The sequence below is a fragment of the Plantactinospora sp. WMMB782 genome (assembly GCF_049179135.1).
In the GTDB taxonomy this organism is placed as follows: Bacteria; Actinomycetota; Actinomycetes; order Mycobacteriales; family Micromonosporaceae; genus Plantactinospora.
In genome coordinates this window covers 725515-750311 of record NZ_JBMHMC010000007.1, presented here as the reverse complement: position 1 = coordinate 750311, position 24797 = coordinate 725515, and the positions used below count along the sequence as shown (strand labels likewise).

The 24797-nt window shown below is 69.4% G+C and carries 27 protein-coding genes and 2 pseudogenes; 14 read left to right on the top strand and 15 right to left on the bottom strand.

Translation table 11 applies throughout. The annotated features are described in order from the left end of the window. The first annotated feature begins 90 nt into the window (after positions 1–90). The 10 genes from nadD (at position 91) to ACN28A_RS05270 (ending at position 9082) form a co-directional block, all read left to right on the top strand. Positions 91–687 carry a nicotinate-nucleotide adenylyltransferase gene (gene nadD, locus ACN28A_RS05315; RefSeq protein WP_421392933.1) on the top strand — a complete coding sequence of 199 codons (597 nt, stop codon included), beginning with the start codon at positions 91–93 and terminating at the stop codon, positions 685–687. Positions 688–786: 99 nt separating this feature from the next. Next, positions 787–1185, top strand: a complete 399-nt coding sequence (gene rsfS / locus ACN28A_RS05310) for a ribosome silencing factor (protein WP_421392931.1) — start codon at positions 787–789, stop codon at positions 1183–1185. Continuing rightward, a complete protein-coding gene (locus ACN28A_RS05305) occupies positions 1182–1811 on the top strand; it encodes a histidine phosphatase family protein (protein ID WP_421392928.1) in 630 nt (209 codons plus the stop codon). The genes rsfS and ACN28A_RS05305 overlap by 4 nt, the downstream gene beginning before the upstream one ends. A 70-nt stretch (positions 1812–1881) precedes the next feature. Continuing rightward, on the top strand, positions 1882–2742 hold the full coding sequence (locus tag ACN28A_RS05300; RefSeq protein WP_421392925.1) for a DegV family protein: 861 nt from the start codon (positions 1882–1884) through the stop codon (positions 2740–2742). A 137-nt stretch (positions 2743–2879) separates the two neighbouring features. Then, a complete protein-coding gene (locus ACN28A_RS05295; protein WP_421392923.1) occupies positions 2880–4025 on the top strand; it encodes a PucR family transcriptional regulator in 1146 nt (381 codons plus the stop codon). 70 nt (positions 4026–4095) lie between these two features. Continuing rightward, positions 4096–4881, top strand: a complete 786-nt coding sequence (locus tag ACN28A_RS05290) for a hypothetical protein (RefSeq protein WP_421392921.1) — start codon at positions 4096–4098, stop codon at positions 4879–4881. Between the two features lie 312 nt (positions 4882–5193). Then, on the top strand, positions 5194–6081 hold the full coding sequence (locus tag ACN28A_RS05285) for a helix-hairpin-helix domain-containing protein (protein ID WP_421392918.1): 888 nt from the start codon (positions 5194–5196) through the stop codon (positions 6079–6081). Further along, positions 6078–6947 carry a ComEC/Rec2 family competence protein gene (locus ACN28A_RS05280; RefSeq protein WP_421392917.1) on the top strand — a complete coding sequence of 290 codons (870 nt, stop codon included), beginning with the start codon at positions 6078–6080 and terminating at the stop codon, positions 6945–6947. The genes ACN28A_RS05285 and ACN28A_RS05280 overlap by 4 nt, the downstream gene beginning before the upstream one ends. A gap of 23 nt (positions 6948–6970) precedes the next feature. Next, the gene (locus ACN28A_RS05275) at positions 6971–8434 is read left to right on the top strand and encodes a recombinase family protein (protein ID WP_421392914.1); all 1464 of its coding nucleotides are present in this window, start codon (positions 6971–6973) and stop codon (positions 8432–8434) included. 84 nt (positions 8435–8518) lie between these two features. After that, complete coding sequence (locus ACN28A_RS05270) at positions 8519–9082, top strand: hypothetical protein (RefSeq protein ID WP_421392912.1); 564 nt, start codon at positions 8519–8521, stop codon at positions 9080–9082. Positions 9083–9476: 394 nt separating this feature from the next. Here the strand turns inward: ACN28A_RS05270 and ACN28A_RS05265 are convergent, their stop codons facing one another. The 8 genes from ACN28A_RS05265 to ACN28A_RS05230 form a co-directional block, all read right to left on the bottom strand. Next, positions 9477–10154, bottom strand: coding sequence for a hypothetical protein (locus tag ACN28A_RS05265; RefSeq protein ID WP_421392911.1), 678 nt, complete (start codon positions 10152–10154; stop codon positions 9477–9479). Positions 10155–10618: 464 nt separating this feature from the next. Continuing rightward, a complete protein-coding gene (locus ACN28A_RS05260; RefSeq protein ID WP_421392909.1) occupies positions 10619–11743 on the bottom strand; it encodes a hypothetical protein in 1125 nt (374 codons plus the stop codon). Between the two features lie 80 nt (positions 11744–11823). Then, positions 11824–12258: a hypothetical protein gene (locus ACN28A_RS05255; protein ID WP_421392906.1), complete on the bottom strand. Its 435-nt coding sequence runs from the start codon at positions 12256–12258 to the stop codon at positions 11824–11826. Continuing rightward, positions 12258–12491 (bottom strand): hypothetical protein, encoded by a 234-nt coding sequence (locus ACN28A_RS05250; RefSeq protein ID WP_421392905.1) that lies wholly within the window; start codon positions 12489–12491, stop codon positions 12258–12260. The genes ACN28A_RS05255 and ACN28A_RS05250 overlap by 1 nt, the downstream gene beginning before the upstream one ends. A 288-nt stretch (positions 12492–12779) precedes the next feature. Further along, the gene (locus ACN28A_RS05245) at positions 12780–13457 is read right to left on the bottom strand and encodes a hypothetical protein (protein WP_421392903.1); all 678 of its coding nucleotides are present in this window, start codon (positions 13455–13457) and stop codon (positions 12780–12782) included. After that, positions 13454–13603 carry a hypothetical protein gene (locus ACN28A_RS05240; protein ID WP_421392901.1) on the bottom strand — a complete coding sequence of 50 codons (150 nt, stop codon included), beginning with the start codon at positions 13601–13603 and terminating at the stop codon, positions 13454–13456. Before ACN28A_RS05240 ends, ACN28A_RS05245 begins: the two co-directional genes overlap by 4 nt. 364 nt (positions 13604–13967) lie before the next feature. Next, positions 13968–14156 carry a hypothetical protein gene (locus tag ACN28A_RS05235; RefSeq protein ID WP_421392898.1) on the bottom strand — a complete coding sequence of 63 codons (189 nt, stop codon included), beginning with the start codon at positions 14154–14156 and terminating at the stop codon, positions 13968–13970. A 555-nt stretch (positions 14157–14711) separates the two neighbouring features. Beyond that, positions 14712–15089: a hypothetical protein gene (locus ACN28A_RS05230; RefSeq protein ID WP_421392895.1), complete on the bottom strand. Its 378-nt coding sequence runs from the start codon at positions 15087–15089 to the stop codon at positions 14712–14714. An 83-nt stretch (positions 15090–15172) separates the two neighbouring features. Between ACN28A_RS05230 and ACN28A_RS05225 the strand changes: the two genes are divergently transcribed. Next, entirely contained in the window at positions 15173–15340 is a 168-nt protein-coding gene (locus ACN28A_RS05225) for a hypothetical protein (RefSeq protein ID WP_421392893.1), read from the top strand. A gap of 57 nt (positions 15341–15397) precedes the next feature. Here the strand turns inward: ACN28A_RS05225 and ACN28A_RS05220 are convergent, their stop codons facing one another. Genes ACN28A_RS05220 through ACN28A_RS05200 form a run of 5 tightly spaced genes read right to left on the bottom strand, consistent with a single transcriptional unit; the run spans position 15398 to position 19339 of the window. Next, the gene (locus ACN28A_RS05220) at positions 15398–15976 is read right to left on the bottom strand and encodes an endonuclease domain-containing protein (protein ID WP_421392890.1); all 579 of its coding nucleotides are present in this window, start codon (positions 15974–15976) and stop codon (positions 15398–15400) included. Then, positions 15958–17700 carry a helicase HerA domain-containing protein gene (locus ACN28A_RS05215; protein WP_421392887.1) on the bottom strand — a complete coding sequence of 581 codons (1743 nt, stop codon included), beginning with the start codon at positions 17698–17700 and terminating at the stop codon, positions 15958–15960. Before ACN28A_RS05215 ends, ACN28A_RS05220 begins: the two co-directional genes overlap by 19 nt. Then, complete coding sequence (locus ACN28A_RS05210; RefSeq protein ID WP_421392885.1) at positions 17697–18431, bottom strand: DUF2637 domain-containing protein; 735 nt, start codon at positions 18429–18431, stop codon at positions 17697–17699. Before ACN28A_RS05210 ends, ACN28A_RS05215 begins: the two co-directional genes overlap by 4 nt. Positions 18432–18443: 12 nt before the next feature. Beyond that, the gene (locus ACN28A_RS05205; protein WP_421392882.1) at positions 18444–18611 is read right to left on the bottom strand and encodes a hypothetical protein; all 168 of its coding nucleotides are present in this window, start codon (positions 18609–18611) and stop codon (positions 18444–18446) included. Further along, positions 18608–19339, bottom strand: a complete 732-nt coding sequence (locus ACN28A_RS05200) for a helix-turn-helix domain-containing protein (RefSeq protein ID WP_421392880.1) — start codon at positions 19337–19339, stop codon at positions 18608–18610. The genes ACN28A_RS05205 and ACN28A_RS05200 overlap by 4 nt, the downstream gene beginning before the upstream one ends. Positions 19340–19430: 91 nt before the next feature. Between ACN28A_RS05200 and ACN28A_RS05195 the strand changes: the two are divergent. The 3 genes and pseudogenes from ACN28A_RS05195 to ACN28A_RS05185 form a co-directional block, all read left to right on the top strand. Next, positions 19431–21035: pseudogene (locus ACN28A_RS05195) on the top strand (ComEC/Rec2 family competence protein); the annotation flags it as partial. A 233-nt stretch (positions 21036–21268) separates the two neighbouring features. Continuing rightward, the gene (holA, locus tag ACN28A_RS05190; protein WP_421404161.1) at positions 21269–22243 is read left to right on the top strand and encodes a DNA polymerase III subunit delta; all 975 of its coding nucleotides are present in this window, start codon (positions 21269–21271) and stop codon (positions 22241–22243) included. After that, a pseudogene (locus ACN28A_RS05185) lies at positions 22240–22558 on the top strand (hypothetical protein); the annotation flags it as partial. The gene holA and the pseudogene ACN28A_RS05185, both read left to right, overlap by 4 nt. Positions 22559–23287: 729 nt before the next feature. Here the strand turns inward: ACN28A_RS05185 and rpsT are convergent. Both rpsT and ACN28A_RS05175 read right to left on the bottom strand, forming a co-directional pair. After that, positions 23288–23554: a 30S ribosomal protein S20 gene (gene rpsT, locus ACN28A_RS05180; RefSeq protein WP_278063644.1), complete on the bottom strand. Its 267-nt coding sequence runs from the start codon at positions 23552–23554 to the stop codon at positions 23288–23290. Between the two features lie 133 nt (positions 23555–23687). Continuing rightward, complete coding sequence (locus tag ACN28A_RS05175) at positions 23688–24677, bottom strand: phosphotransferase family protein (RefSeq protein ID WP_421392877.1); 990 nt, start codon at positions 24675–24677, stop codon at positions 23688–23690. Between the last annotated feature and the right edge of the window lie 120 nt (positions 24678–24797).

Here is a 24797-nt window from a genome sequence, read left to right as displayed (position 1 = left end):
TGGCGGGCCGGTCCGGCAGGGCGGGTGGGGAAAGTGCGATCTGGCTCATGCTCCCGGATCGGGTGGCGGTTCCGGGCCTACCATCAGGTGGTGGAGGCAGACATCCGGCGGATCGGGATCATGGGAGGCACCTTCGACCCGATCCACCACGGGCACCTCGTGGCCGCCAGCGAGGTGGCCGACCGGTTCGAGCTGGACGAGGTGGTCTTCGTGCCGACCGGCCAGCCCTGGCAGAAGGCCGACGAGCCGGTGAGCGCCGCCGAGGACCGCTACCTGATGACGGTGATCGCGACGGCCTCGAACCCGCGCTTCCAGGTCAGCCGGGCCGACATCGACCGGGGTGGCCCGACCTACACCGTCGACACCCTGCGCGACCTGCACTCGGAGTACGGCCCGAAGGTGCAGCTCTTCTTCATCACCGGTGCCGACGCGCTGGAGAAGATCCTCTCCTGGAAGGATCTCGACCAGATGTTCGAGTTGGCCCACTTCATCGGGGTCACCCGGCCCGGTTTCGTACTCTCCGACGCACACCTGCCGGCCGACACGGTCAGCCTGGTCGAGGTGCCCGCGATGGCCATCTCCTCGACCGACTGCCGCGCCCGGGTGGCCGCCGGTGGGCCGCTCTGGTATCTGGTCCCGGACGGTGTGGTGCAGTACATCGCCAAACGACGACTCTACTGCGGGTGATTTCGACCTGTTTCGTGCTCACCGTTCGTTAACCGCCAGGCCGTACCGCCGCACGGTGTGAGAGGCTAGGAGGGTCCGACGGTTGATCGAAGGAGAACGGTGACAGCTTCCGACCGCGCCCGTGAGCTGGCGACGGCCGCCGCGCAGGCCGCTGCCGACAAGAAGGCGCAGGACATCGTCATCATCGACGTGGCGGACCAGCTGGTGATCACCGACGCGTTCCTGCTCGCCTCCGCGCCGAACGAGCGCCAGGTGACCGCGATCGTGGACGCGATCGAGGAGGCACTTGTCGGGCTGCCCGAGAAGGCCAAGCCGGTCCGCCGCGAGGGCGAGCGGGCGGGCCGCTGGGTGCTGCTCGACTACGTCGACTTGGTGGTGCACGTCCAGCACAGCGAGGAGCGCGAGTTCTACGCGCTGGACCGGCTGTGGAAGGACTGTCCGACGATCCCGTTCGTCGACCGGGACCTGGTGGAGGCCGAGGCGGGCATCGCCGAATGACCCGGCTGATCGTCTGGCGGCACGGCAACACCGACTGGAACGCCGCCAACCGGGTGCAGGGGCAGACCGACGTACCGCTCAACGACCTCGGCCGGGAGCAGGCCGCGGCGGCCGCTCCGCTGCTCGCCGCGCTGCGCCCGGACGCGATCGTCGCCAGCGACCTGCGCCGGGCCGCCGACACCGCCGCCGCGCTGGCGGCACTGACCGGCCTGCCGGTCCGCACCGACGCCCGGCTGCGCGAGCGCTTCTACGGGCTGTGGCAGGGGCTGCTGATGACCGAGGTGGCGCAGCGGTTCCCCGCCGAGTACGCCCGCTGGCGGACCGGCGACCCCGATCCCGGCAGCGAGGTGGAGAGCCTCGACGACCTCGGCAAGCGGGTCGGCACGGCGTTGCAGGACGCCGCCGACGCCGTACCGGGCGGCACGATAGTGGTCGCCACGCACGGCGGCGGCGCCCGGCAGGGCTGCGGCTACCTGATCGGCTGGGACTCCACCGTGCTGCGCTCGGTCGGCCCGTTGAACAACTGCCACTGGACCGAGCTGCGGCACGACGGGGTACGCGGCTGGCAGTTGCGGGGGCACAACGTCGGTCTGGTCGCCCAGGGCCCGGCACCGGCGCCGGTCTGAGCCACCCGCCCGGGGCACCGACCCGGGCCGTCCGGTCGTCGCGGCGCCGGTGATCGGCTAACGTGCCGGAATGCCTGTCGCGGTCGTCACCGACTCCACCGCCTACCTGCCGGCCGAGCTGGCCGGCCGGTACCCGCTCACCGTGGTGCCGTTGATCGTCGTGCTGGACGGTGTGCAGGGGCGGGAGGGCGTCGACGTCGGTCCGGCGGACGCCGCCCAGGCGCTGAGCGCGCGACGGTTCGCGATGAGCACGTCCCGGCCGGCCCCGGAGGAGTTCGTCGGGACGTACCGCCGGCTGCTCGCCGAGGGGGCCGACGGGGTCGTCTCGGTACACCTGTCGGCGGAACTCTCCGGGACGGTGGAGGCGGCCCGGCTGGCCGCCGCCGAGCTGGGTCCCCGGGTCAGCGTGGTCGACGCCCGGTCGACCGGGATGGGTCTGGGCTTCCCGGCGCTCGCCGCCGCCGAGGCCGCCGCACGGGGTGCGGAACTGACCGGGGTACGCCGGGCGGCGCTGGACGCGATCACCCGGACCAGCACCTTCTTCTACGTGGACACCCTGGAGTTCCTCCGGCGCGGTGGCCGGATCAACGCCGCGGAGGCGCTGCTCGGCACCGCCCTGTCGGTGAAGCCGATCCTGCACGTGGCGGACGGCGGCATCGCACTGCGGGACCGGGTCCGCACCGCCGGGCGGGGACTGGCCCGGCTGGGCGACCTCGCGGTGCAGGCGGCCGGAACGGGCGAGGTCGAGGTGGCGCTGCACCATCTCGCCGTACCCGACCGGGTGGCCGGGCTGGCGGAGCAGCTGCGTGAACGTCTCGGCGACCGGCTGCGGGCCAGCTATGTCAGCGAGGCCGGTGCGGTGATCGCCGCGCACGCCGGTCCGGGGCTGGTCTGCGTCGTGGTGCACCGATCGGAGTCGCCCGCGAACTGACCGGCGCCGGGCGGCCCGGCACTCACGGAGATCGATTACACCTGCACCGGGGACAAGGGTGTTACGGTACGACGACGTAGCGAACCATCCGCAACCGTCACTGCTCGCGGGCCCTGGGACGGGGAGGAAGCGCATCGATGAGTGCCCTGTTCAACGCCCTGCGCGAGCGGGTCGAGGTCAACGCGCGGCTCGCGGTCGAGACGTACACCAACGAGGTCAGCGAGTACCAGGCGATGGCGCCCGAGGTCGACGACCGCATCGGGATGTACGACTTCGCGGTCTTCATCCGGCGCCGGTCACTCGAACTCGCTTCGGCCGAACTGCCGCTGGACCACAAGGACCTGGCGGGCATCTCCGCGGTCGGCCGCCAGCGGGCCGAGGCGGGGCTGTCCGTCCCGTCGCAGCAGCAGGTGCTCGGCCTGCACACCGCGATGATGGTGCGCGAGGTGCACGACCTGGCCCGCCCCGAGGACGTCACCGACCTGTTGCGACTGGTCGGTTGGCTCGGCGCGCAGGGCGTCCGGGCCCGGAGCGCCTACCTGCGCGGCTACACCCGAGGGGTGGGTACCGCCCAGGTGCTGTCGACGCGGCTGGAGATCCTGGCCCGTGCCCTGCTCGCCGACGAGCCGGTGGAGCCGTTCGTCGCGGATCTGCGGATCGCCGGGCAGTACCGGATCTCGATCGTGCGGATCCCGTCCCCGGCGACGCCGGAGACGCGGTCCGAGGTGGTGGCCGCGTTCGCCGCGGACCGGTTCCCGGTGACCTGGCTGGCCCCCGACGAACTCGCCGTGCTCACGCCCGGCAACGTCCCGCCGGCGAAGACGCTGCACCGGGTACGCCATGCGGCGGCGCTGATCGGGCAGCCCTGTGCTGTGGGGTCGGCCCAGGGGGCGGTGGGCCGGCTGGCCGAGACGCTGTCCTGGGCCCGGGAGGCGAGCCGGGTGGCCCCGCCGCAGGATCGTCCGGAGCGGCTGCCGGAACTCGCGGACCTCTTCGTGGAGATGGCGGTGGCCCGCACGCCGGCTATCGACGACTGGCTGCGCGGCTACGCGAAGGCGCTGGTCGGCGGCCCGGATCTGGTGGCGACGCTGCGCGCCTACTATGCCAACGACATGAACCGCACCAGCGCCGCCGCCGCGCTGCACATCCACCCGCGGACGCTGGACTACCGGCTGCGCCGCGTCCGTGAGATCACCGGTGTCGATCCCGGCTCGACCGTCGGGGTCCGGCTGCTGAGCACGACGGTGGCGCGGACCCTCGCCGTGCCGCACTACGCGGACTGACAAAGAGCGGCCCGGAGTTGCGCCCCGGTCACGAAGACGTGCGCCGTCCGGTGTCGGGAAACTCTCCGGCATGTGCAGGAGACTTCTACGGAGCATCGCGGCGTCGGCCGTCGCGCTGACGATGCTGCTGACCGGGGCGGCACAACCGGCCCGGGCCAACGCCGACGGCATCAGCAGCCCGATCGTGGACCTGTCCCTGATCGCCTGGAACGTCTACCGGTCCGGCGGCGCGACACCGGAGCAGATCGTCGAGTTCGTCCGGCTGGTGACCGGAGCGCTCACCGGTCTACAGAACGAGGTGGTCGGGCACGCCGACGGGCTGGAGGCGGCCGAGGTGCTGGGCCAGGCCACCTCGGTACAAGTCGACATGCTCGACTACCACAACTTCCGGGACAACGAGATCCTCCTGGAGTCCTTCGCCATGGAGGTCGGCCGGTACGCCCAGAACGCCAACAACAAGTACCAGGCGGTGGATCCGGACTCGAAGCGGGCCAAGGACCAGATCGGGCTCGGCGCGCAGGTGTTGTATCCGATCACGCTGACCGCGCGCATCGACGCGGGTTGGACCGGCGGGCTCAGCACCATCGAGGCCACGTACCGGGAACTCAACCGGAAGATCGTGGCCGACCTCGAGCCGAGCTGTACCCGGTGGAGTGACCCCGAGCCCATCCCGGGCCGGATCTACGTCCGGCACGAGTGCGTGGCGGCCAACGGCGAGAAGGCGGTCGGCGTCGACCACAAGGTCGGCGACAAATGGCACAGCGGACCGGTCAACCTGGACAACCTCAAGCTCGAAGCCGCCCGGAACTCCAGCTGGGCGGCGGCCAAACGCATCCTGGCCGGACAGGCACAGTAGGAGAGCGGATGAGAAACCGACTGCGAAACCTGTCCGCGCCCAGGCGGAGAACTCGGCCACCCGCAACACCAGCCGCCCGGCAGCCCGGTCCGGCCTGCCGATACTCCGCTCGTTGAGAGTCTGACCGCTCGTTGGAGTCTGACCAGTTCGTCCCGGCCGCACGGTGTCGATCGACACCGCGCGGCCGGGACGCTCGGGATTTCGCTTAGCACACTTTCGCTTGATCAGGGCGTTGTGCACAGCGCCATCGGTTGTCCACAACTGCCGGTGTACGGCCGATGCGTGGTGCTGGGCGTTGCCTACGTTCGCGGGATGTCCCACGACGACGAAATCCTGGTGCGGCAACGGCTCTCCCGGCTGCTCGGCTGGCGTGCCACTCGGGCGGAGCAGATGTCCGCCGGTTCCGGCCGTGCCGGCATCGGGTCGGGCCTGTCGCCGGAGACTCCGGTGGGTCCGGGCCTGGAAACGCCGACACATCCGGACCCGGAAGCGTCGGCGCTCCCGGACCCGGAAACGGCGCCGCACCCGGACCCGGAAACGGCGCCACATCGGGGGTCGCTGACCGGTCCGGGCGCCTTCGACCCGGGAAGACGTGGGGTCAGGGCTCTCGCCGTGCTGGCGGTGGTCGTGGTGCTCGGAGCGGCCGGCTGGGCCTGGATGTCCCGGCCCCGGACCGAGCCGGTCGGGTCCCTGCCGGCCCCGGCGACCGTGCTCGCGCCGACACCGCCGTCCCCGGGGTCGGTGGTCGGCGGCGCCGAAGAGGTGGTGGTCGCGGTGGCCGGCAAGGTACGCCGGCCCGGCCTGGTGCGGCTGCCCGCCGGTGCGCGGGTCGCCGACGCGCTCGAATCCGCCGGAGGCGCGCTGCCCGGCGTCGACGTGGCGCTGCTCAACCTCGCTCGGAAGGTTGTCGACGGCGAACTGATCCTGGTGGGAGTGACACCAGCACCGGGAGCCGCACCTGCCGGTGCCGGTGGACCCGCAGGTGCACCGGGTGCCCAGCCGGGCGCGGGAAAGGTCAACCTCAACACCGCCACCGCGGCCCAGCTCGACGCCCTGCCCGGGGTCGGGCCGGTGCTCGCCCAGCGCATCGTGGCGCACCGGGAAGAGCACGGCGGCTTCCGTTCGGTGGCCGACCTGCGCCAGGTCACCGGCATCGGTGACGCCCGTTACGAGGACCTGAAGGACCTGGTGACGGTGTGACGGCGACCCGTCGGGTGCCAGCCGGCGCAGACGCGGCCGGGGATGACGGTCGACGGCGGCCGGATCTCCGGCTGGTCGGGCTGGCGGTGGGAGCCTGGCTGTCGGCGTTGGCCGGATTGCTGCTCGGCACGGGTCCGACCGTGCTCGTCACGGTCCTGGCCGGCGCAGCCGCGCTTGTCACGTCGGGCTGGCTGACCGTGGCGGGTCGGCCGGTCGTGTCGGCCCGGCTGGCCCGGCTGACGCGCGCCGGGCTCGACCGGCACGGCTGGGTGGTGGTGACCGTACTGCTCGGTGTGGTCTGCGGCGGCGTGGCCACCGCCGCCCGGCTCGCGGTCCGGGACGCCGAGCCGGTGAGCCAGTTGGCCGAGGCCCGCGCAAGGGTCAGCGTCGAACTGGTGGTCCGGGAGGATCCGCGCCCGATCGGTGCTGCCGCCGGCCCGCCGACCAGCTATCTGCTGCCGGCCCGGCTGGTCTGGGTCGCCGAGGAGGAGGGGCCCAGGGTCAGGGTGCCGGCCCGGATACTCGTGCTGGCCGGCGAACCCGGCTGGCGTCGACTGCTGCCCGGGCAGCGGGTGAGCGCGAGCGGGCGGCTGGCGACGCCGCGCGGTGGGGACCTCACCGCCGCCGTGCTCACCGCCGACACCGCACCCGAGCTGCGGGGCAGCCCGTCCTGGGCACAGCGGGTGGCCGGCTCGCTGCGGGCCGGTCTGCAACGTGCCTGCGCGCCGCTGCCGGCCGAACCGGGCGGGCTGCTGCCGGGACTGGTGGTCGGCGACACCAGCCGGCTGGAGACGACGGTCGAGGAGGACTTCCTGGCCACCGGCATGACCCACCTGACAGCGGTCTCCGGTACGAACGTTTCTTAGGGGTGGTGGTACTGTAGCACGTCATGGGAGGAACGAAACCAGGGCTACGCGCAGCAGTCATCGCCGTCATCTACGCCCGAGTCAGCGACGATGACAAGAGGCTGCGTCGGTCGGTCGGCGAACAAGAGCAAGAGTGCCAGCAAGAGGCAGCCGACCAGGCATGGACCGTTGCCCGGGTGTTCGTGGACAACGACCGCTCAGCGAGCCGCTACGCCCGGAAGCAGCGCGAAGAGTACGCGAAGCTACTCGATTACCTAGCCACCGAGCATGTTGACGTGCTGATCCTGTGGGAGTCATCTCGTGGCGGTCGTGAACTCGAAGGTTGGGCGGGTTTGCTCAACCTCTGTCGTCGCCGTCGGGTCCGCATCCATGTGGTGACCCATCGGCGGACGTACGACCTTGAGAACCCGCGCGACTGGCGCACCCTGGCAGAAGATGGCGTTGACTCGGCGTACGAGAGCGAGAAGACGCGGGAGCGCATCCTACGGTCGGTGCGTGCGAAGGCTGCCAGCGGCAAGCCACACGGGAAGCTGCTCTACGGCTACCGTCGGACCTACGACGACCGGGGGAACTTCATCGCCCAGGTCGTGAACGAGGACCAGGCCGAGGTGATCCGGGAAGCTGCTCGACGGGTCGCTAGCGGGGAAGCCAGCCGTTCGATCGCGCTGGACTTCAACCGCCGGGGCATCCCTACGCCGAGGGGTGGCGAGAAGGGATGGACCCTCGGCCAGATCAGCCGGACGGTTCAGAACCCCGGATACGTCGGGAAGCGCGTTCACCTCGGCAAGATCGTGGGTGATGCCGACTGGCCAGCGATTATCGATGACGAGACGTACGCGACCTGCAAGGCCATCCTGACTGATCCACGGCGCAAGACACAGCGGGACTCAAGCGTCCGTCACCTGCTGTCCGGTGCCGCTGTCTGCGACGTCTGCGATGGACGGATGCGGGTGCAGAAGAATCGAACGCACTACGCCTACCTGTGCGCAGATCGGTTCTGCGTGTCGATCAAGACAACCGTTCTTGAGCAGTTCGTGGTGGCTGTGCTCATGGCTCGCCTGTCCCGCCCCGATGCGCTCGACCTACTCGCCCCACCGCAGAACAGGGGAGGGGTTGAGCAGGCTCGGCAGGAAGCCGACGAGAAGAAGGCACAACTTGACGAGTGGTACGCCGCAGCCGCGCGCAACGAAATCAGTCCCGGCGGTATGGCTGCGATCGAGCGGAGGCTACTCGACGAGATCAAGGATGCCGAGCGGAGAGCCGAGCATGTCGAGGTGCCGCCGTTGGTGCGGGACCTGGTCGGGCCCGACGTCGAGCAGAAGTGGGAACGGCTGACCATCGGCCAGCAACGCGAGGTGGTGTCGCTCCTGCTTGACCTGCGCGTCGGCAGGACGTACCGAGGCGCACGCACGCTCGACCCTGCCCGGCTTGGGAACAGTCGGTGGCGGGGCGACTCGCAGACCTGGGCTGAGCGTGGGTTGGTGTAGGACACGACGCGACATGATCGGCTTTCTCGGCCGCCTGTTCCGGGGATCGCAGGATGGGCATGTGTTGGTAGCCTGCTCGGTTAGGTGCCAGAGCTGACGAGGGCAGGCGAAGTGACTACGGCCGAGAAGGTTGCCATAGGTGTTGCGATTGCGACTGCCCTTGGCTTGGGCACGTTGATTTCATTGTTAGTCGGTCATTTGCTTAACCGGAGGGAAAAGAAGGTCAACATAGCGGAGAAGGCGGTACAGGTTGCTGACACCATGATGACGCGCCTTACGGAGAGCCTTGATCGCGTGCAAGAAGAGTTGGCCGTAGCAAAGCGCGAGAACGAAGAGTTGCGCCTAGAGCTTGAAAAGACGAAGGCTGCCACTGTCGAGGAGAGCGAACGGCTTAGAGGTGTTGAGCGGAATGTGCACTCTACCGACAAGGCGCTTAGCGGAGCACAGGTGGAGCTATCCTCGGTTCGCGATGTCCTGGCTCGCTTTCCATTGTTGCGGTGGGAACATGATTACCAAGAACTCAATTCTCTGGTTGAGATCTTTACCGTAAACACCGACCTGATGCCCCGCCTAACAGATTCAGATCTGTCGCGCCTCACACAGCGGCCCGAGGATGATGACCCGCCAGAGGTACCCGCGAGGGTGTGAGTGGTTTCCGTGAGGTGAGGCCCCCTGGGGGTATGACCCTCTCGGCCCGGCCTTCCCGACCGCCTCGTCTTAGCCGCTCCTCAATCGCCACCGAACAGAAGTCGCCGTGACAACCTCGGAACAGGCCCGGATCAGGAAACTCGTCCCGGTGGGGTGCCAAAAAATACGGTGCCACAGATAGGAAGTCGACCAGATAACGCAGGTCAGACGGGGTGCCAGGTCGCGCCCAGCATCCCCGCTCGCCTGGTCTACCGCCGTCCGGCTCGCTTCAGTGCCCGGTGGTTCCGCTGTCGGCAGGTCGCGTTACAGAACTCCCGCAGGTAGCCGGCGTCTGCCGGCAGCGGATCGCCGCACCATCCGCAGATCGGTCCGGTGTGCCGCCGTTCTTCGCTGCTCACGCTGTCACCTCCTGGACCTCGTCGCCGACGGTCGCCATCCACAGCGCGCGGTGAACGAGCGAGATCCCGTTGATTCCCATGCGGGCCCGAGCGTTGTCCCAGCGAACATGGCACGGACGACACATCGGCACGTAGAACGCGGGAGCCATGCTGTACGGGCGACCAGCTTCCCGGCCGATCTTGTCGGCGGATTGGTCGTAGTCCGCATGGGTGTATGCCCAGTGTTCCGCCTGCTTGCCGCAGCGACAGGTGTGCCGGCTGGCACTGCCTCGCCGACTCCTGATTCGCATGTGTGCGCCGTCGTACCCGACCCGATCCCTGATCCGGCTGTCGGGATGGCTGGCTCGGTCGCCACAGTTGCTGGTGAGTCCCTGCGACACGTTGCTGATGCGCAGCTCCTTGACGTTCCCGCACTCGCAACGGAATCGAGCGAACGGCTCACCGTTGCGCGACTCGATCCGCTCGACCAAGGTCAGCGATCCGTACGTGTTGCTGGGCTTGTGCTTCTGCCGGCTCGGCATGGCCACAGCGCGGGGGGTCGGGGTGTACGTCCGCCTGTGCTTCAGCTTCGCTCGGCAGGTCCGGTCGCAGAACTCGGGAGCGGGGCCAGTCCGGTTCGGCTTGGGCGGAAGGCTCTTGCCGCACTCCCGGCAGGTTCGCTCGGTGGTGGTCATGGTCGTTGTCACTGTCTCTGTCTCCTGAGTCGCGAATCAGCGAGGGCACAGGATCAGGTAGCCCGCTCAGAGGCTTTGAGACGCGCTGAGATCCTGTGCCCTACTTGGGGTGGGTGTTGATCTGTTCGGCCGTCAGCGGGCCGCTGAGCGGGTCGCTCTGCGCTGTCTGCGCTTGAAGCGGTTCCGGTGGTACTCGACGCAGAACAGGGATGCCCTACCGGCCCGGACGGGCACGGGTGCGCCGCAGTCGAGGCAGGTCGGGGAGCGGATCTCTTGACCGATCCTCAAGACCAGGTCCCCGTACTTGCGCCATCGGGCGTAGTGCGTGCCGCACATCCCTCGGGCGAGGTGGGTCCGGGTGCAGCCGTCGACCAGGCATCCCCGGTTGGTGTGGTGGTTCGTCATGTCGTGTCCGCAGAGGGAGGGGGGAGCGGGGCGGACCTCCCGCCCCCGTCATCCCTCGATCAGCCGGCTACCCGGGCGACAGCGTCAACCTCGACGACCATCCGCAGGCCGGACTTGAGCGAGTTGCTGAACTCTCGGCCGGGGGTCGGCTTCTCGGTGCTCGGCTCCTCGCTCACCACCCGCGCCCCCTCGACCCGGCCGATGCCGGCCGCGATCTCGCCAACCAGGTTGCCGATGCTGGCCCGAGTGAACTCGCTGAAGTCGCGGATGCCGTACTGCCGAGACGACAGGTCGAAGACAATCCGCACGGTGCGTCGGTCCTGATCCCCGTCCCGCCCGTCGCTGGCGACGGTCACGCTGTCGAGCGCCGAGCTGATCCTCTTGACGGCCGCCCTGTGATCCCAGAGACCGGTACCGCCGTACATGCCACCGCCGTACGGATCGGCGTTGCGCTGGTCGGACCAACCGCCCCGCTTGGTGATGTCGCCGATCAGGTCTAGGGCGAAGTCCCGCAACGCCTTGCTGTCGACGTCAACCGGCAGGGTGGGTAGGTCCGGCTTGACGTTGGACAGACGGACATCGAGGGTTACCCCGGCAGGGCTCGGGCTAGCCGAAGCGCTCACCAGTGCGGCGCCGCTGGACTCGATGGCAGCCAGACCAGCCAGCATGGCTGCACCGTCAACCGGTGTGCCGTTCGGCGTGACCACGGTGATGCCGACCCGGCCGGACATGATGCCGGTAGCCGGCTCGGTCTTCGTCGCCGTCGCCTGGTTGACGTACACACCCGGCTCGCTGCGGTCATCGGCATTGACCGTCACCGGGAACCCGTACGCCCCGAAGGCGAACGGGTCAGCCTCGATGTGCTTCGCGATGAACTGAGCCAGCGTCGGCGAGTCGATCGCCGCAGCGTGGTCGAGCGCCTTCTCAGCCGGAGTGACTGCCTTCCGAGCAGCCTCGGCGAGGTAGCCGAGACGGGTGATCTCAGCCTCGGCGGTTACCAGGTCGAGTGCGCTCACGCTGGCGTCGCCATGGGTCAAGCGGGTGATCAGCTCGGCGTGGGTTTCCTCGGCCTGCTCATGCTCGGTGCGTCGCTGGTCGACCAGGGCCCGAGCCTCAATCAGCTTCTCGGCAGCGATGTCGGTAGCGGTACGGGTGGTGGTGTTCTTCTTGGCGTTGGTAGCCACGGTGGGTTTCTCCTTCAGAGACAGTGAAGGCCGGCAGGTAGCCGGCCCGGGATGGGGTGGTACTGGTTGGGTTGGTGGTGTCAGTTGCCGTCATCCGAAGTCAGCCGAATCGACGTCTGCCAGACCTGATCGGTCCGGTAGAGCCCGAACTCACGGGCGTACTTCACCGGCCGATGCTGGCGACACCGGATCACAAGGTCGTCGTAACGTTCATCGGTGTAGCCCGGATGGATGCGCGTTCCCCGCTCGGGGAGCCACAGGTCCGGCAGCTCGGGCGCGAAGTATCCGTCATGGTGGAAGGCAACCACGGTGACGGCGATCCGAGCCCACACCCGGGAAGCAGACAGGATCGGCACATCCCGATTGGGTCGCCACAGGATGGCCGGCACGTTGCGGGGAGCCTTCATCCGACCGGACCCGGCCGGGTGCTCGACGACCTCGGCTAGGTGCGAGTACGCGGAACTGATCACCCCGCGCATGATGTCGATCAGGTCGACCGGGAGAACCGAGGTCATCACCGACCACCCCGAGCGGCAGCCTGAGCAGACCGGTAGAGCGCCGTTGCCTCGCTCAGCGCCTCGGTTGCCTCGACCAGCTCGGCGGGGGTGGCGTTGGGATCGGCTTGCACCTGAGCGAGTCGAGCAGCGGCGTCGCGCTTGACGTCATGGGCCAGGGCCCATCGCTGCTCGGCAAGGTTGCGGGCAGCCTCGCGCTCCTTCTTGGTGAGTTTGGGTGGAGGGGTAGTCACTGGTTGTTGTCTCCGTTCGGGTGGTGGTGATCGCCGGCAGAGTGAAGCGCCGGCAGGGTGATCAGGGAGGGTTGCTCTCGCGGTGCAGTGGCGAGCGCGGAGCAGAGTGCCCGGGTACCTCTGGGCAGAGGGCAGCGGCAGGAAGCTTCTCGATGGTGGGCCCGAACGGGCCCCAACCTGTTGAGCAGGTCTCCCGGGTGATGCGGCCTCCGGCCGCTCATGCTCTCGCCGCTGCCTGGCTGACCGGAGCGCAGCGGCACGGCGCGCGAAGCGCACAGCGCCCCTGGGCTACTGGTTCTCGCTCAGCACCAGGTCCCAGACATCGGCAACAGGCTCGGGAGCCTTGACCCTGACTGGCACGGCCGGCGTAGCCGGCTCGGGAGGTTCGAGACCATCCCAGACCGAGGGGGTCGGTTCCTCAACCTGGCTCGGTCGAGTGAAGATCCCGAGAGTAGCTGTCCCTCTTGTAGTAGATGTAGAGGTAGAGGTAGGTAGATGGCGGGACACTGTGTCCCTCTCAGTGGGACTCTGTGTCCCTCTCGGGGGACAGGGTGTCCCACTCGGCTCCGAGCGAGACTCTGTGACCTTCTCGTGAGTGGGACTCTGTGTCCCTCTCGGCTCGGTGCCCTCGGTCTGCGAGTGGGACTCTGTGTCCCTCTCGGCAACCTGGTCGGGCTGAAGATGGAACCACAGATCAACCCGCCGACGGCTTCGCTCAACCTGCCGGAAGTACTTCAGCACCTCGGGCTGATCATCGCCGAACGTCCGGTGTGCCGTCTTGCGGCTGAGTCCGGCATCGTCGGCGATCAGCTCAAGACTCGCTCTCACCTTGCCGTCGCCGTTGTTGGTCCGTAGGGCGGTGAACACAAGTAGCGCCTTCTGGCTGGCGGTCAGCTTCTCGTCTTCACGGACAGCACGCATGGTGCCGAGCACGTCGAACTCACTGCGGTCGCTCTGCTTGCTCACGTTGTCGAATCTCCCTGGGGGACCGTCAAGATCCACGTATCGGGTGCCAGTGGTATCAGCCAGCCCTTGATGATCAGTGCGTCGATGTCCTCGCGTACCTGCTCGACGCTCAGGCCGGTGTCTCGTGCCCACTCTTCGACGGTCATCCGAAACGGTGGACTGGTCATCGCTGGTCGCTGTGCTCCTGGTCGTCGGTTCCGTTTGCGCTTGCGGCTCACTGCTCGGTCACCTCCTGGTCCTCGTTGTCGTTGCGTCTCACAGCGCACCGAGCGCCGATAGCCAGGCGGGCAGTGCGGTCAGCACCCCGACCGCGCTGAGCAGGTGGGCAAGGGCGTACAGGGTGCGGTCAGAGAGGGTCACGGGTGGGTCTCCTTGGGTTGGTGGTACGTTGCTCACTGGGTGTATGTGCTCATTCGTCGCTGAGTAGACGGCGCAGTCTGGCTCGCTGTTCGGGGGTGAGGGGCGGTGCCTGGCTGGCGATGCGCTCGGCGATGCGCCGTAGTTCCTCGGTCAACGGCCAAGCTCTCGGGCGTACCGCTCAACCTCGGTGGTGGGGTACAGGGCTCGACCCATGCTGATGATGTAGGTCATGGGGGAGCGGTTCTCGCTGCGCTGGTTCCGCAGGGTGCCGACGCTTAGCCCTAGCTGTGTCGCTGCCTCGCGTGCGGTCAGGTAGTCGATGCCGTCGATGGTGATCACGGGTGGTGCCTCCTCCTGGTGGGTTGGTTGATGCCGGGGGCATCACTCGCTGGGGCCATGAAAAAACGCCGCATCCCCTGGTGGGACACGGCGTGCGTGGTGGTGCTCGGGTTGCTCGGTGGTGAACCCTCTACAGGTAAGACGGGTTGATCTTGGAGTTTTGACGAACACCGTGACCGGGCTCACCCTGGCTGGCCTGCTTCCCGGTTGAACCCTCTACGTAGGTATCGCCGTGATCTTGGGGTCTTACCGGGCATCGTGACCGGGCTCACCCTGGCTATCTGGTCGACTGGCCCGGCGGTTGAACCCTCTACTAGCAAGACGGGTTGATCTTGGGAGTTTTATGCACAGAGGTGACCGGCCTCACCTGGCTGCCTGGTCGACCTGCTTCCCGGTTGAACCCTCTACTACTAATTCCGGTTGATCTTGGAGTTTTAGCGGACGTCGTGACCCGGCTCACCTGGCATCCCTGGCTGGCCTGTCGCCCTCAGAAGCCCTTGACGCTCGACGCCTACACCTGACTACCCCCGCCAGCCGTTCACCCCGCAGCGGCTCTCAGTGGCTTCTGCGGGGTGCTGTGCCCTCGCTCCCGGGTGGCATCGACACCAGGCAGGAAGTCAATCGCACGTAGTGCCAGGACTCGGCGACAGCCTCGAAACCCTCGGCATCGACCACGTACCCGCGCAACAGTTGGAAGCCCTCACGTACCGGCTTCGCGCCGGCCGGAACGACGGTAACCCGTAGGCGGAGGTCTCCGAGGATTCGCGCCGTGCTGTCGTACGGCTGGAAATGGGCGAACTGCGGGGCATACAGGGTGTCGCCCGGCACGACAATCGGCCGGGGCTTCCGGCGGAAGATCGACAACCGGGCCGGCTTGGGAGCGCTATCGCTGGGCATTCCCTCATGGTGTCGCTTGACGTAGTCGACCGTCAACGGCTTCTGCTCTCGTCATCAGACGTTGTTGCTCCCGTAGCACATGCCCAGGTCTAGCGTCAAGAGCTGTGGACCTTGTTGGTGTGGCAGAGATTCGGGAGATGCTCGGCGGTATCAGCCGGCAGCGTGCGAACGTGATCACCAACTCCAAGGGGTTCCCCGATCCCGTCGCGAAACTGATCATGGGGAAGGTCTGGCGTCGGCGGGATGTGGAGAAGTGGATCAGGGAGAACCGACCCGACCAGGGCTGAGCACAGCGAGAGCCCGACCCCCTCGACGTGAGAGAGCCGGGCTCGCTGGTTCGCTGCCTACTCGGTGCCCACCCAGGCGACCAGGTCTGCTCTCGCGTACAGATCCGCGTTGCCGCTCTTGCCCCTCGGCGTAGGCGCCCTGCCGACCCTGCGCTGTAGGCGCTTCTTGGCAGCGTCCAGCTTCCACGGCACCACGCCAGCATCGATCGCCTGCCGCAGCGTCAGGAAGTCCCCGGTGGGGGTGGCCGACTCGGCACCGCCGACCAGGATGGCCGCAACCGCATCCCAGTCGATGTGCGGAACCGTCATGACGGCATCCCAGTCAACGGTTGGAGCGCCGTCGAGCGCGCCGAACAGGTTGCATCGCGAGCACAGCAGCCCACGAACACACCTTCCGCAAGAGCGGAGCGAACCCCTCCCCTCGGGGTACGGGCAGCATGCGTGATCGTGGTCGACGTGCAGGGCCTTCCCGTTCCGACCCTTCGCCCCTTGGCAGAAGGCGCAGACGTACCCCTGATGGGCCAGCAACGCGGCGTACTGCTCAATCGTGATGCTGTAGCGGGCGGCCAGGTTGTCTCGCCGTTGCTTCAGTCGCTCCGCGCGCACGCGGTCCCCGTTCACTTCGATGCCGCCCACTGCTCCAACTCCTTCCTGTCGTACACATCCACGCCGTCGCGCTTGTTGCGCGGTAGCGGCACGTCACCTACCCGGCGCTGCATCCGCTTCTTGGTCGCCTCGTACGACCACGGCAGTACGCCGGTAGCGCACGCCTGCTTGAGCGTCAGCCTGTTGTCCCCGAGGGCTTGATTAGCGCCCTTGACCAGGGCGGGGGACATGTCCGGGGACATCGCCAGCCGGCGAGCCTCGGCACTGGACAGGTAGGCAACCTGCACTTCGGTCGCCTGTCCGCCGATGACCACCTGCCACCGGCCGAGGGTCCGGGATGCTCGGGGCATGGCTGCCTCGGGAACCAGCATCTTCCAGTTGTTGGCGGTGTACCTGGCAAGGCACCGGATACCGAAGTTCTCTCGCGCCTCGGGTCCGCCGATCGCCCGAGCCGTGAGCATCTGCGCGATGGCCAGCACGTTGACCTTGGCACTGCGACCCATGAACAGCAGGTCAGCCAGAGCCGACACGGCAGGGGACCGCTTGGGGTCACCCTTGCCGCGCACCTCGGCCCAGAAGTTGACCAGTTGCCCGATGGTCGCGTTCAACTCCTCGGCGATGACCAGCACGCGGGGACCACAGTCCCAGTCTTCCGGCTCGTGCAGGGCCAGCGTGTTCCGTTCGTCGGCGAGCGTGGCCAGCTTGACCAGGGCGTCATGCATCTGCGCCGGCCGGGTGCAGTAGTCAACGCCAGCCAACCCGATGGCCCAGCGGTGCGAGCCTTTCCGGTCGAGGATGACCACCCGGCCACCCCGAGCCAACACCTGCACCGCGACCAGCTCGGCAAGCACCGACTTACCCGCACCCGTACCGGCACTTACCGCGATGTGCGGGGAGTCGTCCCGCAGAGACAGGATCACCGGCCGGTCGCCTGCACCCTGCCCGATGTAGAACTCCCATTCGGCTAGCCGGGGAAGCTGCTCGGCGACCTGGTCGACACCGACCCGGGCCGGGGGACGCTTGCGCACGGTCCAGACTGCCCGCACCCGTGGGCCCACCTGGTGCCACGTCTCGACCAGGTCGGCAACGGGGATCTTGCTGCCGATGATCGACGAGACAAGCTGCCGTTGCTCCCTGGTCAGGTACGGGGTGTCTGCCTCCAACTCGATACGCGGGCTCCGGTCACCGTCGACCGGACGACGGAACAGAGCCAGCTTGGACGTGACCGGCTCGGCTGCCCGCTGCATCGACCAGGCTGCCCGCTGAGCGCGCTCAGGAAGCCAGCGGATCACCGGCTCTACCCGCTCGCCATACCAGGCACGTACGGCAGTCTCAGCCGGTGACAGCGGCTTAGCGAGCCGGGGAGTGAGGTTGCCCAACGACGGATCAACGTGCAGGCGTACGCCGTTCTGCAAGCCCATCGCCGGGGCAAGGGCAGCCAGGGTAGGAGTGATGTACGCCCGGTTGAACCGGCGCATTGTCAGCTTCCGCCTGAGCCGGTAGCTCACCACCACGGCAGCCGAGCCGACCAGTGAGCCGACCTGCTCGGGGTGAGCCGTTGCCAGCAGAGCCGTAGTCGGTGCACCGAGCCGGATCACCTGACGCTGCCAGCCGGTGAGCCGACCGGGACCACGGCTCAGGTAGCGGTACCCCGCCCGACCGTCGAGGGGACGGCCGGACAGGTACCGGTAGACCACGCGGGGAACGGTGTGCTTGCGCCGTAGCCGGCGGATGATCCGCTCAAGCTCGGTCATGCCGTCACCCCCGCAAGCTCAGGCGTACGGCCGTTGACGGCAGTGTCCGCAGCTTCCGCCGGGGAAGGCGAACCGGGGGAGCGGGTAGGCCGGTAGCGCTTCACCGTCGCCAGCGACACCCCGGCAAGCTCAGCGATCCGGGCATGCGGCGCGTCCGGCTCGGCGAGGTGAGCACGCATCACCAGATCAGCGGAGGTAGCCGACCGGGGTACAACCCGCTTGGGCTGAGCCTTGCGGCTCGGCTCAGGCTTGACTGGCTCAACGGTCACCGGCTCGGGGGTCACCGGCTCGGGCTCGGCCGGCTCAACGGTGACCGGCTCAGTTACCTTGACCGGCTCGCCCTGGTCGACCGGCTCAGGCTGGATCAGCTTGCCCCGCCGAGACAGCACCTCGACGGCGAGCAGGAAGGCGACCGGGGGAACGGCGGCAACGGCACGAGCAGTCCACGTCGGATGAGCCGATGCGATGTTCGCTGCCAGCGTGGCGATGATGCCGAACGCCACGGCGAGCCGAGCAGATAGGCGAGGCTTCCGGCCGCTGCGCTTGTCGTCGAGCATCGCCAGCGTGCCGACCAGGATCAGCCCATCGATGGACAGGGGGAGTACGGCGGCAACCGAGACGTGCTCGCCAGCCTGCCGAGCGACCTTGAAGATGTGGGAGAACGATGCGTAGCCAGCGACCAGGGCGACCAGGGCAGTAGTTGCGCGGGAAGTGATAGAGGTGATGTTCACGGGGGACGCTCCTCAGCGGTGGGTGGGGACGCGGGGAACGTCCGAGCGGTGGGCGATGGCATCGGCAAGCTGGTCGGCGTGGCTGCCGACCGAGTACCGGGAGATGAAGGCGACCAGGGCGACGACCAGGGCAAGGCCACCCCCGGCAAGGGAGAGAGCCCAGATGGCAAGGGGAGTCACGCCGCACCCCCAAGCGCCTCGCTGCGGCAGACGGCGCAGGAACCGGCAGGCTGGCCTACGTGCCCCGGCTTGGGGCAGCGAGCGTCACCCGTAGCGGGCGGCAGGGCTGCACCCCTCGGCGGTTCCCAGCCACGACGGGCCGAGGTTTGGGGTTGATCCTTCGGAGAAGCAATCCGGTTTGACCCGGCATCCACAGGCGACCCGGCACCATCCCGCGCTGCCGCGCGGGTAGTTGGTTCTTGATGGTTCAAGGACGGTTTGTAGGAAGCAGGCTTCCGGCCGCTCTGCGCTGTGCTTCCGGTCGTCGTGCGCTGTGCTTCCGCCCGGTCGGGTACCGCCCGGAACTCTGCTTCCGCCCGGTTATCCACAGGCTGAGGGACCTCGGCCGAGCGCCCCGACACCGGCTCGGCGAACCGGTCGAGTGCGGCAGGGATCGGGCGGGTGCGCTCTACGGCCAGGTCCCACACCACCGGTCGCCGGTCAACGGGGATGAACGCAACGTGCCGCTGATCGCCACGGCGGATGATGCCGAGCCGTTCCAAGGTCGCAAGGTCGCTGCGTACCGAGCGGGTCGACTTCCGGGCGTAGTGGGCGAGCCGTTCCTGAGACGGGTACGCGGCTCGGCCGTTGGCGTGCGCGTGGTTGGCCAAGCCGAGCAGTACGGCCAAGCAGGATGGGGGAACGTCGGGCGCATCGTTCAGCGCCCACGAGACAGCTTCTACACTCATGGGTGGGCGGGACCTCACTTCCCGTCAAGGCCCCGGATCACAGGTGTTGGCGCACCTGCCGGGGCCGTTCTGCAACTCACCTCCCTAAGTGGCGTTCACTGGATCCAATGTGGCGATCGTGGTGGGGATGGTCCTGCTGCTGGCCCGCTGGGCCCGGGCCGGCCCCTGGCTCGCCGCCGTGCTCTGCGGGATCGCCCTGGTCGGCTTCGTCGTCCTGGCCCGGCCGTCGCCGAGCGTGGTCCGGGCCGGCACCATGGGGGCGATCGGCCTGCTGGGGTTCGCCCTCGGACGCCCCCGGGCGGCCCTGCCGGCGCTGGCCGGCGCGGTCACCGTGCTGGTGGTCGTCGATCCAGACCTGGCCGGTGACCCGGGGTTCGCGCTCTCCGTACTGGCCACCGGAGGTCTGCTGCTGCTCGCCCCCCGCTGGCGGGACGGGCTGCGGCGCCGGGGCGTACCGGCCGGTGCGGCGGAGGCGCTGGCCGTTCCGGCGGCGGCACAACTGGCCTGCGCGCCGGTGGTGGCCGGACTCTCCGGCACGATCAGCCTGGTGGCGGTGCCGGCCAACCTCCTGGCGGTGCCGGCGGTGGCACCCGCCACGGTGCTCGGGGTCACGGCGGCGGTGCTGTCCCCACTCTGGCCGGACGGTGCGCAGGGCGTCGCCTGGCTGGGCGGTTGGCCGGCGTGGTGGCTCGTCCTGGTGGCGCGGTACGGCGCACGCCTGCCGGCCGGGACGGTGCCCTGGCTGGACGGGGTGCTCGGTGGTCTGCTGCTCGGCGCACTGACCGTCGCACTGCTGGTCGCCGTCCGCCGGCCACCGGTGCGCCGGATCGTCGCGGTGGTGACAACTGCGGTGGTGGTCGGCGCGCTGCCGGTGCGGGTGGTCGCCACCGGATGGCCGCCGGCCGGCTGGGTGGTCGTCGCCTGTGCGGTGGGTCAGGGCGACAGCCTGGTGCTGCCGTTGGGTGCCGGCCGGGCGGTGGTGGTGGACGCCGGTCCGGACCCGACAGCCGCGGACCGCTGCCTGCGCCGCCTCGGCGTACGGAGCGTGGCCCTGCTGCTGGTGAGCCACTTCCACGCCGACCATGTGGGCGGGGTGGACGGCGTTTTCCGGGGACGGCGGGTGGAGGCGGTGATCGCCCCGCCGTGGCTGGAGCCGGTAGAGGGGCGCGGCACTGTGGAACGGGCGGGACGGGTGCGGGGCGTACCGGTCGGAGTGGCCGGCCCCGGCTGGACCTACACGGCCGGCCCGGTGACGCTGACCCTGCTCGGCCCGCCCTATCCGATCCGGGGCACCCGCTCGGACCCGAACAACAACTCGCTGGTCCTGCGCGCCGAGGTGGGCGGCGTCAGCATGCTGCTCACCGGGGATGCCGAGACCGAGGAACAGCAGGCGCTGCTGGACCTGCTGCCGGTGGCCCGGCTCAGGGCGGATGTCCTGAAAGTCGCTCACCATGGTTCGGCCTATCAGGAACCGGCGTTCCTCGACGCGGTACGTCCGGCGGTGGCGCTGGTGCCCGTCGGCGTCGACAACGGATACGGGCACCCGAACCCGGGAGTGCTGGCCCGGTTGTCCCGGTCCGGCGCCCGGGTACTGCGGACCGACCGGCACGGGGATCTGGCCGTGGTCGGGACCGGCGGAGAAGAGCTGTCGGTGGCCGTCCGGGGCCTCGATCCCGGTGACCCGGCCACCCGATGATTCCGCACCGAGTTCGTCGTCCGGTTCGCTGACTGTCCTACCGGGTAGACCGGCCTACCGTGTCGTAACGGGGTGTCGGCAACTTCCGGCGGTAGGCTTCGAGCCGGTCACCAGATCCTGGCAAGAATGCCAGGGTTAAGATAAATGTCTGGATTTGCACTAACTGCGGGGTCAGCCGCAGCGAGCCGGGTGACCAGGCCCGATGGACGCACACCGCGTGCGACGATGACCCCGTGACCCCCGCTAGCCTCGCTCCCGTCGTACTCGTGCTCGGTGACGAAGAACTGCTCGCCACCAGGGCGGTCGCCGCAGTGGTCGACGCGGCCAGAGCCGCCGACCCGGACGTCGACGTACACGACCATGAGGCGGGCGGATTGGGGCCGGGGGAGATCGCCGAACTGCTCGGACCGTCCCTGTTCGGGGGGCGGCGGGTACTCGTCGTCCGCGCTGGACAGGATGCCAGGAAGGATCTGGTGACGGCGCTGCTGGCGTACGCCAGGGATCCCGACCCCGAGGTGCAGTTGGTGGTGGCCCATGCCGGCGGAGCCAAGGGCAAGGCGTTCGCCGACGGCCTGCGGTCGGCCGGCGCGGAGGTCGTCCCGGCGGCGAAGCTGAAGGGGCATCGGGACCGGGTCGCCTTCGTCCGGGACGAGATCCGCCGTGGTGGCGGCCGGTGCACCGACGACGCGGCCGAGGCGCTCATCGCGGCGGTCGGCAACGACCTGCGCGAGCTCGCCTCCGCCTGCTCCCAGTTGCTGGCCGACACCGACGGGCGGATCGGCGTCGACACGGTTTCCCGGTACTACCGGGGGCGGGCCGAGGTCAGCGGCTTCACCGTCGCCGACGCCGCGATGGCCGGTGACGTGCCGGGTGCCCTGGAGGCGCTGCGCTGGGCGCTGCACGTCGGAGTGGACCCGGTGCCGATCGCCGACGCGATCGCCGACGGGGTGCGCACGGTGGCCCGGGTCAGCTCGGCGGGCCGGGGCAGCGCCTACCAGTTGGCGAGCAGCCTCGGCATGCCGCCGTGGAAGATCGAGAAGGCGCAGCGGGTCGGTCGGGGCTGGACTCCGGAAGGACTGGCCGACGCCATGTACGCGGCGGCCGAGTGCAACGCCGCGGTCAAGGGCGGTTCCGACGACCGGGGGTACGCCCTGGAGCGGGCCGTGGTCGCGGTCGCGGCAGCCCGCAGGGCAGGCGCATCGCGATGACCACAGCGACGGCGGCGGACGAGGAGCGGCTACGGCCGCTCTACGCCCGCGTGCTGCGACTACGGCACGTCGATCCGGGTGGGCTGCTCTGCTTCGTCTTCTTCGAGGGCACCGTGGTCCTCGGCCTGCTGCTCGCCCTCGCCGAACTGGTCCGGTGGTGGGAAGTACTCGTGCTGCCCGCGACCGTCGCTGCCATGGTCAAGGCCAACGACGTGGTGGCCGCGGCGGTGATCCGGTCGGCGGCCCGGGTGCCCAACCAGGAGCGGGAACGGTTCCGCCGGCAGATCCAGCCAGCCGTCGGGCGGGCCAGCGTGCCGAAGCGGTCGCTTGTCGAGTCCGGGCAGACCCACCGACTGACCGAGCCCGGCTCCGGCCCCGCCCCGGCGGTGGGCGCTCCGACCCGCCGTGCCGTTCCCGGTAACCGGCTGCCGGCCCGGTTCCTCGGTGCCCGACAGTTCGGCATGACCGCGGCGATGCGGGCCCGGCTGGACTTCGGCGCCCGGCGTCGGCGGCGCGGTGATCCGGCGGCGACCGGACGGACCGCCGCCGGAGCGGCCGACGGTGCCGGATCCGGCGGGGGAGCCGGTGCCACCGGCCAGGGCGAGGCGCGCCCGCAGCACGGTCCGCCGCAGGCCACCGGTCTACCGCAGCGCGACGGCGTACCCCAGAGCACAGATCTGCCGCAGACCGGCGCTCCGAAGACCGGCGTACCGCAGACCCGGCAGGCCGTACCGGCACCGTCCGCCGCCGGGACCGCCTGGGGCCGCAACAGTGGGCTGGCCGAACACCTGGAGCGGCGACCGGTCCGGCGCTGGCTCTCCCGGCCGGACCCGATCGACACCGGCCGGCAGTCGGCCAGACGCCGCTACCGCTGACCGGCGCGGCGGCGAGGTCGACCGCGGAACGGACTGGGCGACCGTGCGGCGGCGAGAGTGACCGCGGAGCACGTGTGGCCCGGTGGAAGACGTCTGGTCCCCTGCGGAACACGTGTGGCCCCGAGCCCGTCGGGCTCGGGGCCACACGTCAGGTGTGTGCTCCGTCTGGTCAGGCGGAGAGCGACTCGAGCCGCTTGGCGATCGCCGACTTGCGGTTCGCCGCCTGGTTCTGGTGGATCACGCCCTTGCTGACCGCCTTGTCGAGCTTGCGCGACGCGTCCCGCATCAGCTCGGTCGCCTTCGCGGCGTCTCCACTCTCGGTCGCCTCGTGGAACTTGCGAATGGCGGTCTTCAGCGACGACTTGACCGACTTGTTACGCAGCCGGCGCTTCTCGTTCTGCCGGTTGCGCTTGATCTGGGACTTGATGTTCGCCACGCGACAGCCTCGTCCTGGTAGCTAGGGTTACGTTTGCCTGTGCTGCGCGGACGGTGACGCACGTCAGAGTGCGCCGTGTCGGCACGCGCGAAGAGCCACGTTACCAGGTGCGCCCCGCCCGGACCAAAACAGCTCAGGTCGGTGCCCAGCCCTGTCGCTCGGCCAGCCAGCCGAGCGCGGTCTCGCCGCTCCACCGCTGGTGCGCCCGGGCGTGCGGCGCACCGCTGTCCGGGCCGGCCGCCGCGCGGATCAGCCAGTAGCCGGAGAGTGCGGCCAGCGCGGCGTCCAGCCCGTCGGGCGGGGCGTCCCGCGCCGCCGGATGGGTGGCGAACAGGGCGTCGGCGTCCAGCCCGCTGGCGTACGCGGTGACCAGCAGGCTGGCCAGGTCGAACCAGGGCGGCCCGAAACTGAGCCACGTCCAGTCGCAGAGCCAGGCGAGACCGGCCGAATCCAGCAGGACGTTGTCCACCCGCAGGTCGCCGTGGATCATCGACGGCAGGTCGGCGTACCCGGGTAGTCGGGACTCCAGCGCGGCCAGGTCGGCCAGCCGGTGCCGGGCGACCGCCGGCACCTCCGGCAGGGTCTCCCGACCGGCGGCCAGCTCCGCCCACCAGGCCAGGTCCGCACGGGCCAGGTCGGCGAGCCGGGGTACGCCCAGCGCCACAAGTTCACCCGGCGGCTGTCGCAGCGCTGCCGCCACCGTCGCGTACGCGTCGAGGGTCGCCGCCAGCTCGGCCGGATGCCAGGGCAGACCCGGCATCCGGCCGTCGATGGCGTCCAGGCAGATCACGTGGTACCCGGCGGCGGTGAGCGTCCAGCGCGGACGGGCCACGGCCAAGCCGGCCGGCAGTACGGCGGTGATCGCCGCCTCCCGGGCGTACCAGTCACTCAGGTGCCGCTGGTCGACCAGGGACGCGGCCTTGACGAAGACCCGGTCACCGGCCACCGTCTGGAGCACTCCGGCGAACCCCTGGGTGAACCCGCCACCGGCGGTGCTGGCCCAGTTGACCCGGGCGCCCAGCCGGGCGCCTATCGCCGTCCGCAACTCGGCCGGAAGATCGGCCCAGCCCGGCCGTACGGCGGTCGCGTCGTACGGCCGGGGTGGTACCGAGATGGCAGCCATGCCCCAAGTCTGCCCCGGTCCGATCGGGTTGCCGGGATTTCGTCGCCGCCCCGGCACTCGCGTCGCGGCCGGGCCCTGGTCACGGTGTGCCATGTCCGGTCTGCGGCGTTCCGGAGCGGC